Origin of the sequence: Mesorhizobium alhagi CCNWXJ12-2 (genome assembly GCF_000236565.1) — a bacterium.
GTDB lineage: Bacteria > Pseudomonadota > Alphaproteobacteria > Rhizobiales > Rhizobiaceae > Allomesorhizobium > Allomesorhizobium alhagi.
In genome coordinates, this window is the sequence record NZ_AHAM01000296.1 from 1 (window position 1) to 1,746 (window position 1,746).

A 1,746-nucleotide genomic window follows, 5' to 3' on the forward strand; every position below is an offset into this window, starting at 1 on the left:
GGCGGGCCGGCCATCGCCAGACGCAATTCATCGCGGGTTCTCAAATCGGACATGACGCGTGCGGCCCTATCCGGGCGGTTCGAAAGATACGCCTCGACTTCGATCCGGCGGCCGACATCGAGCTGGTCGTCGACATAAGCGTCGAGATCGGCATCGACGATTGGATCAATTGGCTTTGTCATTGCGACCTCCAACGATCTTGAGATGACCAATGTTAGCCGCAGCCGGGCCATCCTCGATTTCGCGCAGGGCGGCGCGGGCCCGGGCGATCCGTGACATCAGCGTTCCAACGGGAATGCCAAGTGTGGCCGCAGCATCTTCGTAGGAAAGCCCTTCGATTGCGACGAGGTGAAGAGCGGCGCGCTGCTCCTCCGCGAGGCTCAGGAACGCCGTCCTGATCTGGGCCAACCGGACGACGTGATCCTGTGGTGGCAGCAGATGGGCTTCAGCGAGCACAGCTGCCTGTTCAACGCGGCCAGTTGCCGAATGTCGTGACCGGTAGCCGTCAACAAATACATTGTGAAGCACCGAAAGCAGCCAGGTCCGGAGATTGCCCGCCTGCCGAAATGTCGATTTCCGTTCATACGCCCGGACCAGCGCATCATGCACCAGATCTTCGGCATCCGCATCACTGCGCGTCAACGATCGGGCGTAACGCCGAAGGACGGCGAGTTGGCCTATGACGTCGAAGCGGTGGTTCTGACCATTCATAACTTGTATACGGAGCCGATCGTCATCTTAGTCCCCGCTCCGTGACTTATTTCTTTCGCAAGCCAATCGCGACCAGCAGCGCCCTTTACGGATCATGCAGCCGCGACGAGTCCCTACGGTCCTTTCGTCCAGCGGTTGCCTTGGCGGCTCGACCGCAGCTCCGTTTCCACACCCCTCGCATCGAACGCAGCGGGAACCATGGACAGCGCCCAAGCGCCGAGCTGTCCGAGCACCTCGAAGAAAAGGAAGCCGGCCGCCCAAGGTCGATGACGTATACCCTCTCCTCCCGGTTTGCTCTTGCTGCCCGATGGAGAGAAATGCTTTGCTTCCTTCCACCCAGAGGAGTGGACAAATGTCGGACGACCGTGCTGCGGCTAGACACGATGGACTGCCTGAGAGGATCGGCGATTTATTGGGCGCCGTCGTCATTGTTGTGGTCTTTGCCGCAATCGCTTGGATGGTGGCCTTGGCATCCGGGTTGATCTAACGGTCAGCAGCGCCCCGCTATAAGCGCGGCCATATCCGGGGTTCGAGGGTCATTCCGGCTTGGGCTTCGGCCATGTGGAGGTAGTGCCGGAACCGGAGAAATCCGCGCCTCGAATGGCCGACATTGATCAATGCTCCGGTCGTTGACATCAGCAGGTCAAGGACCGGTCGCAGCAAGCACGATCGTCGCGATTCCCTAGATGACGAAGAAGGAGCGATTAACAGGACGAGGCTGCGCTGCCTGTCTTGGTGACGCGGTCGCCATAGACTGGACCCACAACAATCCTGTTCAACAGGTTTTCGGCGGCATTGGCCCATCCAGAGATTGCTGGCGATGCAGCTGTTGGAATTGGCCAACAGAGGCATTTCGTCGGGCATGAGCTAGCTTTCCTTTACGTCAGCGTCCTGCTTGTTGCCTTGCCCCGCGTCATTGCCTCCAGATGCTGATGCGCCAGCCTGAGCTTGCTCCTTCGGCTCCTTGACCGACTTGGGCGTCGGGGTATCCTTGATTGCTGCTTCCATCGAGTTCCGGGTCTCGTCGATCTCAAG

The 1,746-nt window shown here is 59.6% G+C and carries 2 protein-coding genes; both read right to left on the bottom strand.

Annotation, left to right across the window (positions count from 1 at the left end):
• Positions 1–182: anti-sigma factor family protein (locus MAXJ12_RS30700; RefSeq protein ID WP_008840073.1), on the bottom strand; the 182-nt coding region annotated here is incomplete at its 3' end.
• The gene (locus MAXJ12_RS30705; RefSeq protein WP_244421664.1) at positions 166–681 is read right to left on the bottom strand and encodes a sigma-70 family RNA polymerase sigma factor; all 516 of its coding nucleotides are present in this window, start codon (positions 679–681) and stop codon (positions 166–168) included. The genes MAXJ12_RS30705 and MAXJ12_RS30700, both read right to left, overlap by 17 nt.
• Positions 682–1,746 lie beyond the last annotated feature (1,065 nt).